This window comes from Streptomyces sp. NPDC006512, assembly GCF_040611935.1.
Lineage (GTDB): Bacteria > Actinomycetota > Actinomycetes > Streptomycetales > Streptomycetaceae > Streptomyces.
In genome coordinates this window covers 131963-139396 of sequence record NZ_JBEXPG010000017.1, presented here as the reverse complement: position 1 = coordinate 139396, position 7434 = coordinate 131963, and the positions used below count along the sequence as shown (strand labels likewise).

The following is a 7434-nucleotide window of genomic DNA, read 5'->3' as shown; positions in this document are numbered from 1 at the left end:
CTCGTACTGGACGTACCTCCGTGGTCCGACAACGCGGAGAGGTGCCGTGCCGGGCGTCGCGACCCGGTGGACCTTTCCGGTCACGGCACTAGGTCTCACGGAGGCTCAGGCGGCCAGGCCCCGTTCGGCGGTCGCGTACGTGACGCCGTGGTCCGCGAGGACCTCGGCGACCGTGCCGGGCCGCGAGAGCAGGGCCAGCAGCAGGTGCAGGGTGCCGATGTGCCGGTCCTTGCGGCCCATGGAGATCCTCAGGGACTGCTCCAGCACCTTCTTCGCGCCCCCGGTGAAGGGGACGTGGCGCTGTTCGGGAGCCGGGCGCCCGAGGGCCGACCGGAGGGAGCCCGCGAGGGTCTTGCGGCGCGGGGCCGGAGCGGACAGGGCGCCCGCGCCGTGGGTCTCCTCGAACCGGGACACGATCGCGCCGAGGTCGATGCCGAGCCCGGCCAGCGCCTCCTCGTCGGCCCTCGACATGCCGCCGCGCCGCCGGGACTCGGCGAGGGCCGCGGTGACCGCCTCCCGGTCCACGCCGAGCGGGTCCAGGGCGCCCCGGGTCAGCAGGGAGAGCAGCAGGTGTTCCTCGGCCACGGTGGCGGCGCCGGCCTGCCGGGCCTCGGCCACGGCCCCCGACACGGCGTCGCGGGCGTCCCGGGTGAAGCGTTCGAACATCACAGCCTCCCGTGTTTCTTGTGCACGGCCTGCCGGCTGACGCCCAGCTCGGCCGCGATCTCCTGCCAGGACCAGCCCTGCGCCCGGGCGCTGCGTACCTGTACGGCCTCCAGCTGCTCCAGCAGCCGCCGGAGCGCGGCCACGGCACGCAGGCCCACGCGGGGGTCCCGGTCTCCTGCTCGTTCGGCGAGATCGGTGGCTTCCGTCATGCATGTCAATGTAGGTTGACAGGGGAGGGGTGTCAACCCTGATTGACGGACGGCGGGGGAGGTCAGACCGTGAGCACGACCTTTCCGAACAGGTCGCCCGACTCCAGCTTCTCGAAGCCCTCGCGCGCCCGGTCCAGCGGCAGCACCTCGTCGATGACGGGCCGGACCCCGGTGGCCGCGCAGAAGGACAGCAGGTCCTCCAGCTCGTCCTTGGTGCCCATGGTCGAACCGACGACCTTCAGCTCCAGGAAGAAGATCCGGGTCAGTTCGGCGTGCGCGGGCCGGTCGCCGCTGGTGGCGCCGGAGATCACCAGGGTCCCGCCGGGGCGCAGGCACTTGACCGAGTGCGACCAGGTGGCCGCCCCCACGGTCTCCATGACCGCGTCCATCCGGTGCGGGAGCCGCGCGCCCGGCTCGAAGGCCTCCACCGCGCCCAGTTCCACGGCCCGCGCGCGCTTGGCCGCGTCCCGGCTGGTGGCGAAGACCCGCAGGCCGGCCGCCTTGCCGAGGACGATCGCGGCGGTGGCGACCCCGCCGCCGGCGCCCTGGACGAGTACGGAGTCCCCGGGGCGGACCCCGGCGTTGGTGAAGAGCATCCGGTAGGCCGTCAGCCAGGCCGTGGGCAGGCAGGCGGCCTCCGCGAAGGACAGTTCGGCGGGCTTGCGCAGGACGTTCCAGGCCGGGACGGTCACCTGCTCGGCGAAGGTGCCCTGGTAGCGCTCGGTCAGGATCGACCGGGGCTCGTCGGGGCCGACCCCGTGGCCGCTCTGGCCGATCACGGAGTGCAGGACGACCTCGTTGCCGTCCTGGTCGGTTCCGGCGGCGTCGCAGCCGAGGATCATGGGGAGCTTGTCCCCGGAGAGTCCCACTCCGCGCAACGACCACAGGTCGTGGTGGTTGAGCGAGGCGGCGCGGACGTTGACGGTCACCCAGCCCGGGCGGGCCTCGGGAGCCGGGCGTTCGCCCAGTACGAGGCCGCTCAGCGGCTGGTCACGGTCGATTCGGGCGGCGTAGGCAGCGAACATGCGGCGACGCTACCGCTCGGTAGGGCGCGGGTTCCAGAGCTACCGCCGCCGAGGTGGTGAGGCCTTCGTCGCACGGGCGGCGCGTGGAAACGGGCGGGGCCCGGCCGGATCGCTCCGGCCGGGCCCCGCCCGTACTGCTGTGGTGCGCGGATCAGGCCAGGCGGGCCACTCCGTCGGCCTTCGCCGCGGCGGCGACCGCGGCCGAGACGGCCTCGGCGACGCGCGCGTCGAACGGCGAGGGGATCACGTAGTCGGCCGCGAGCTCGTCGCCCACGACGCCGGCGATGGCGTCGGCGGCAGCGATCTTCATGCCTTCGGTGATCCGGGTCGCGCGGACCTTGAGGGCCCCGGCGAAGATGCCCGGGAAGGCCAGCACGTTGTTGATCTGGTTCGGGAAGTCCGAACGGCCCGTGGCCACGACCGCCGCGTACTTGTGCGCGACGTCCGGGTGGACCTCCGGGTTCGGGTTGGCCATGGCGAAGACGAACGCGTCCTTCGCCATCGAGGCCACCGCCGCCTCGGGGACCGTGCCGCCGGAGACGCCGATGAAGACGTCCGCGCCGACGAGCGCCTGCTCCAGCGAGCCGGTCTGGCCGGTGTTGTTCGTCAGGGCCGCGATCTCGGCCTTGACGTCGGTCAGGTCCGAGCGGTCCGCCGAGACGACGCCCTTGCGGTCCGTCACGCAGACGTCGCCGATGCCCGCGTCCACCAGGATCTTGGCGATCGCGATGCCCGCCGCGCCGGCACCCGAGATGACGGCCCGCAGGTCGCCGAGGGTGCGGCCGGTGAGCTTGGCGGCGTTGCGCAGGGCGGCCAGCGTCACGATCGCCGTGCCGTGCTGGTCGTCGTGGAAGATCGGGATGTCGAGCGCCTCCTGGAGGCGCCGCTCGATCTCGAAGCAGCGGGGGGCGGAGATGTCCTCCAGGTTCACCCCGCCGAAGGACGGGGCGAGACGGATGACCGTCTCGATGATCTCGTCCGTGTCCTTGGTGGCGAGCGCGATCGGAACCGCGTCGACACCGCCGAACTGCTTGAAGAGGATGGCCTTGCCCTCCATCACGGGGAGGGAGGCTTCCGGGCCGATGTCACCGAGTCCGAGCACGGCCGTGCCGTCGGTGACGACGGCGACCACGTTGGACTTCCAGGTGTATTCGTTCACCAGGTCCGGCTGCTCGGCGATGGCGCTGCACACCTTCGCCACGCCGGGGGTGTACGCGAGGGACAGGTCGTCCTTGTCGTGGACGGGCACGGTGGCCTGGATGGCCATCTTGCCGCCCCGGTGCAGTGCGAACACCGCGTCGGGGTTGTTGTCCGTCGCGCTGTCACTGCGAGGGTTGACGATCTCCGCTGCCACTGTGTGTGACCCCTTAAGTCCTTTGAATCGTTGAGGGTGGCCACTCCTGGTTAAGGGGTGGGCGGGCACCGCGTCCGGACTCCGCGTCGACGGTTGGCCCGTCTCCGCGGAGGGGAGGTTCGTACGCGCGGGCGCGCCGCACGCGCGCCCTGAGCCCCGGATGAGGGGTGTAAGGATCTGTTCTACCGGAAGAACGCTCGGCCAGACGAGTCGATTCCTGTTCGATCGTAGGCTCGTTGTCCCGGTTTTGGCTAAAAGTCCAAACCTCGCTGTCCAGCAGACGAGACGCGCCGCAAAAACTGAGGTGAAAGTGCCAGGTCACGGGCTTTTGTGCGGCCGTGACGGCCGTTGTCCGCAGTCCTGTTGGGTCTTCGGGGGCGCCCGTTATCTGATTTTGACCTGATGGGCAGCCTGAATGCGTCAGTCCGAATGGCAAGATGCCGTAATCACACAAGGTCGCGACACTCGATGGTGCGTGCCCCGACCGTTCTCGGATGCTTTTCCACCTGCCGGAGGAACCAGCTCATGACCGCAAGCACCACCCGTCGTACGACCGCCGCCCGGTCCCGGATCGCCGCGGTCGGCGCGATCGCGGTCACCGGTGCCCTGATCCTCACGGGCTGTGGCGACCAGACCGACTCTGGCTCCTCGACCCCCTCGGCCAAGACCGACAACAGCGCCCCGCTGTTCTCGAAGCTGCCGAAGAAGATCCAGGACGCCGGTGTCGTCAAGGTCGGCTCCGACACCGCCTACGCCCCGATGGAGTTCGTCGACGGCGGCAAGATCGTCGGTGTCGACCCGGACATCGCCGACGCCCTGGGCAAGCAGCTCGGTGTGAAGTTCCAGTTCACCTCCGGCACCTTCGACGGTCTCATCACCTCGCTGGAGACCGGCCGCCAGGACGTGGCCATGTCGTCGATCACCGACAACAAGAAGCGCCAGGAAGGCCTGGACGACAAGGGCGCCAAGATCGGCAAGGGCGTCGACTTCGTCGACTACTTCTCCTCCGGCGTCTCGCTGCTGGTCAAGAAGGGCAACCCGGACAACATCAAGTCGCTCGACGACCTCTGCGGCAAGACGGTCGCCGTCCAGCGCGGCACCACGTACGAGGACACCTTCAAGGCCCAGGCCGAGAAGTGCGGCGACAAGAAGCTCACCATCGAGGCCTTCGACACCGACGCCGAGGCGCAGACCCGCGTCAAGGCCGGCGGCGCCGTGGCCGACCTGAACGACTTCCCGGTCACCGCGTACACCGCGAAGACCTCGGGCGGCGGCAACGACTTCGAGGTCGCCGGCCAGCAGGCCGACGTCGGCCTCTTCGGCATCGCGGTCTCGAAGGAGAACACCCAGCTCCGCGACGCCATCAAGGAAGCCCTCGACGCCATCATCAAGGACGGCTCCTACGCCAAGGTCCTGGAGAAGTGGAACGTGAAGGACAGCGCGGTTCCGTCCGCCACGATCAACGCCGGCAAGTGATCCGAGCGCTCCACTGAAGGGCAGTCATTGTGACTGACAAGATCGACAAGGGTCCGGCCGCAACCCCGCCGGCCGGGCCCGGCGCCTCGGGCACCACCTACGAGGCCATCAAGGCCATCCCCGTCCGCCACTACGGCCGCTGGATCAGCGCCGTGGTCGTGGCGGTGCTGCTCGCCTGGCTCGTCTACGCCTTCTCCCAGGGCAAGATCATCTGGGCGACGGTCGGCGACAAGCTTTTCGACCCGGCGGTCCTCACGGGCCTCGGCAACACCATCATCATCAGCATCTCCGCCATGGCGCTGGGCCTCGTGCTCGGCATCCTGTTCGCGGTGATGCGGCTCTCGAACAACCCGGTCACGAGCTTCGTGTCCTGGCTCTACATCTGGTTCTTCCGCGGCACCCCGGTCTACGTGCAGCTGCTGGTGTGGTTCAGCCTCCCGCTGATCTTCCAGTACATCAACCTGGGTCCGATCTACAAGAACGAGACCGTCGACGTCATGACGCCGTTCATGGTCGCCCTGCTGGGCCTCGGCCTGAACGAGGGCGCCTACATGGCGGAGATCGTCCGTGCGGGCATCCAGTCCGTCGACGAGGGCCAGAGCGAGGCCTCGCACGCCCTCGGCATGACGCGGACGCAGACCATGCGCCGGGTCGTGCTGCCCCAGGCGATGCGCGTGATCATCCCGCCGACCGGCAACGAGTTCATCAACATGCTGAAGACCTCGTCCCTGGTCTCGGCGGTGCAGTACACCGAACTCCTGCGGGCCAGCTCGAACATCGGCAGCACCGCCGGTGCGGTCATCGAGATGTACTTCGTCGCCTCGATCTGGTACCTCGCCCTGACCAGCGTGTTCAGCGTCGGCCAGTACTACCTGGAGCGCCGCTACGCCCGCGGTTCGCTGCGGAGCCTGCCGCCCACGCCGTTCGAGCGCCTCAAGGCCAACCTGAACATGTTCCGCCGTACGGAGGTGGCGAAGTGACCGCCCAGCCGATGGTCAAGGCAGAAGGCGTCCACAAGTCGTACGGCGCCGCCCACATCCTCCGCGGCATCGACCTGGAGGTCGCGCCCCGGGAGGTCTTCTGCCTGGTCGGCCCGTCCGGCTCCGGCAAGTCGACCTTCCTGCGGTGCATCAACCACCTGGAGCGCATCAACGCCGGCAGGCTCTCGGTCGACGGCCAGCTGGTGGGCTACAAGCAGAAGGGCGACAAGCTCTACGAGCTGAAGGACAGCGAGGTCGCGGCCCAGCGCCGGGACATCGGCATGGTCTTCCAGCGCTTCAACCTCTTCCCGCACATGACGGCCATCGAGAACGTCATGGAAGCCCCGGTCATGGTCAAGGGCGAGTCCAAGGCGGTGGCGCGCGAGCGCGCCGTACGCCTCCTGGACCGCGTGGGCCTCGGCGACAAGGGCGGGAACTACCCCACCCAGCTCTCCGGCGGCCAGCAGCAGCGCGTGGCGATCGCCCGCGCGCTCGCCATGGAGCCGAAGCTGATGCTCTTCGACGAGCCCACCTCGGCGCTCGACCCGGAGCTGGTCGGTGACGTCCTCGACGTCATGCGGGACCTCGCCGACTCGGGCATGACCATGATCGTGGTCACGCACGAGATGGGCTTCGCCCGCGAGGTCGGCGACAACCTCGTGTTCATGGACGGCGGTGTGGTGGTCGAGTCCGGCAACCCGCGCGACGTCCTGGGCAACCCGCAGCACGACCGGACGAAGGCGTTCCTGTCCAAGGTGCTGTAAGCGGCACACAGCGGTACGCGGCAGCACGCAGCAGCGGCCCGCAGCGGTACGCGCACGACGCCGGAGGGGCGGTACGGGATCCCGTACCGCCCCTCCGGCGTTCCCGCCCGATTGCCTCCTTCAGATCTCCTACTTCAGACCTAGGACCAGCGCGTCCGACGGCGAGCGCCAGACGCTGCGGGCCTCCGCGAAGCCCGCCTCGCGCAGGGTCCGGGCGTGCCAGGCCTCGTCGGGGGTGTCGCCGTCGGCGTGCTCCCCGTAGATCGCGAACCGGGCCTTGGTCGGCTCCGCGAGGACCGGGTCGGCCGCCGCCAGCTCCCACCACTCGCGCCAGTCCAGGACCCCGGCCGCCTTCTCCCGGTCCATGCCGGCGTGCCGGTGGGCGCGCTCGGCGGCGCGGATGCGCGGGGTGGAGGGGTCGGGCATGTGATCGGCGTTCATGAACACCCCGCCCGGGCGGACCAGCGGCGCGATCTGCCCGTACAGCACCGCGAGGTCCGCGCTGTGGAGCCAGTGCAGGGCGGTCGCGGTCAGCACCGCGTCGTAGGAGTCGTAGGGGAGCGCCGCGCGCCAGTCCGGATCCTTGAGGTCGGCGGTGACGAAGGTGACCCGGTCGTCGCCCTCGAAGTGGCCCCGGGCGATCGTCAGCAGCGCCGGGTCGAGATCCAGCCCCGTGCTGACGGCCCGCGGGAACCGCCGGAGGAGCCGGTCCGTGATACTTCCCGTACCGCAGGCGAGATCCAGTACCCGGGGGGAGGGACCCACCAGTGCCTCGACCATGTCCAGCATCACCCGGAACCGCTCCTCGCGGTCGGGCATGTACCACTCCTGCTGCCGGTCCCAGCTGTCCTGCCAGGCCCGCCAGTCCGTACCGATCGCGCCAGTCACCGCGTCCGTCATCCTGAACCCCTCCATACGTAATACCCTCGAAGACGTATCAGCCGTTACAGCAGCTCGCGC

8 protein-coding genes are annotated in these 7434 nt (G+C 69.7%); 3 read left to right on the top strand and 5 right to left on the bottom strand.

What is annotated here, in order from left to right; genetic code table 11:
• Window positions 1-105: 105 nt before the first annotated feature.
• From ABZZ17_RS14630 to ABZZ17_RS14615, 4 genes are all read right to left on the bottom strand, one after another.
• Complete coding sequence (locus tag ABZZ17_RS14630; RefSeq protein WP_356875728.1) at window positions 106-666, bottom strand: Clp protease N-terminal domain-containing protein; 561 nt, start codon at window positions 664-666, stop codon at window positions 106-108.
• Window positions 666-875 carry a helix-turn-helix domain-containing protein gene (locus tag ABZZ17_RS14625; protein WP_042818984.1) on the bottom strand — a complete coding sequence of 70 codons (210 nt, stop codon included), beginning with the start codon at window positions 873-875 and terminating at the stop codon, window positions 666-668. Before ABZZ17_RS14625 ends, ABZZ17_RS14630 begins: the two co-directional genes overlap by 1 nt.
• 62 nt (window positions 876-937) lie before the next feature.
• The gene (locus tag ABZZ17_RS14620) at window positions 938-1900 is read right to left on the bottom strand and encodes a zinc-binding dehydrogenase (RefSeq protein WP_356875725.1); all 963 of its coding nucleotides are present in this window, start codon (window positions 1898-1900) and stop codon (window positions 938-940) included.
• A gap of 151 nt (window positions 1901-2051) precedes the next feature.
• Entirely contained in the window at window positions 2052-3254 is a 1203-nt protein-coding gene (locus tag ABZZ17_RS14615; protein ID WP_356875723.1) for an NADP-dependent malic enzyme, read from the bottom strand.
• Window positions 3255-3779: 525 nt separating this feature from the next.
• Between ABZZ17_RS14615 and ABZZ17_RS14610 the strand changes: the two genes are divergently transcribed.
• Genes ABZZ17_RS14610 through ABZZ17_RS14600 form a run of 3 tightly spaced genes read left to right on the top strand, consistent with a single transcriptional unit; the run spans window position 3780 to window position 6474 of the window.
• Window positions 3780-4730: an ABC transporter substrate-binding protein gene (locus ABZZ17_RS14610; protein WP_356875721.1), complete on the top strand. Its 951-nt coding sequence runs from the start codon at window positions 3780-3782 to the stop codon at window positions 4728-4730.
• Between the two features lie 41 nt (window positions 4731-4771).
• Window positions 4772-5710 carry an amino acid ABC transporter permease gene (locus ABZZ17_RS14605; protein WP_356875752.1) on the top strand — a complete coding sequence of 313 codons (939 nt, stop codon included), beginning with the start codon at window positions 4772-4774 and terminating at the stop codon, window positions 5708-5710.
• Between the two features lie 11 nt (window positions 5711-5721).
• Window positions 5722-6474, top strand: a complete 753-nt coding sequence (locus tag ABZZ17_RS14600; RefSeq protein WP_356875750.1) for an amino acid ABC transporter ATP-binding protein — start codon at window positions 5722-5724, stop codon at window positions 6472-6474.
• A 129-nt stretch (window positions 6475-6603) separates the two neighbouring features.
• On the opposite strand, the gene ABZZ17_RS14595 is transcribed toward ABZZ17_RS14600, so the two are convergent.
• Window positions 6604-7374, bottom strand: coding sequence for a class I SAM-dependent methyltransferase (locus ABZZ17_RS14595; protein ID WP_356875719.1), 771 nt, complete (start codon window positions 7372-7374; stop codon window positions 6604-6606).
• Window positions 7375-7434: the final 60 nt, after the last annotated feature.

What these genes read in the sequence shown, in the direction of transcription:
- ABZZ17_RS14610 (WP_356875721.1), top strand. Translation starts at nt 3,780, where the DNA reads ATGACCGCAAGCACCACCCGTCGTACGACCGCCGCCCGGTCCCGGATC.
- ABZZ17_RS14625 (WP_042818984.1), bottom strand. Translation starts at nt 875, where the DNA reads ATGACGGAAGCCACCGATCTCGCCGAACGAGCAGGAGACCGGGACCCC.
- ABZZ17_RS14620 (WP_356875725.1), bottom strand. Translation starts at nt 1,900, where the DNA reads ATGTTCGCTGCCTACGCCGCCCGAATCGACCGTGACCAGCCGCTGAGC.
- ABZZ17_RS14595 (WP_356875719.1), bottom strand. Translation starts at nt 7,374, where the DNA reads ATGACGGACGCGGTGACTGGCGCGATCGGTACGGACTGGCGGGCCTGG.
- ABZZ17_RS14630 (WP_356875728.1), bottom strand. Translation starts at nt 666, where the DNA reads ATGTTCGAACGCTTCACCCGGGACGCCCGCGACGCCGTGTCGGGGGCC.
- ABZZ17_RS14600 (WP_356875750.1), top strand. Translation starts at nt 5,722, where the DNA reads ATGGTCAAGGCAGAAGGCGTCCACAAGTCGTACGGCGCCGCCCACATC.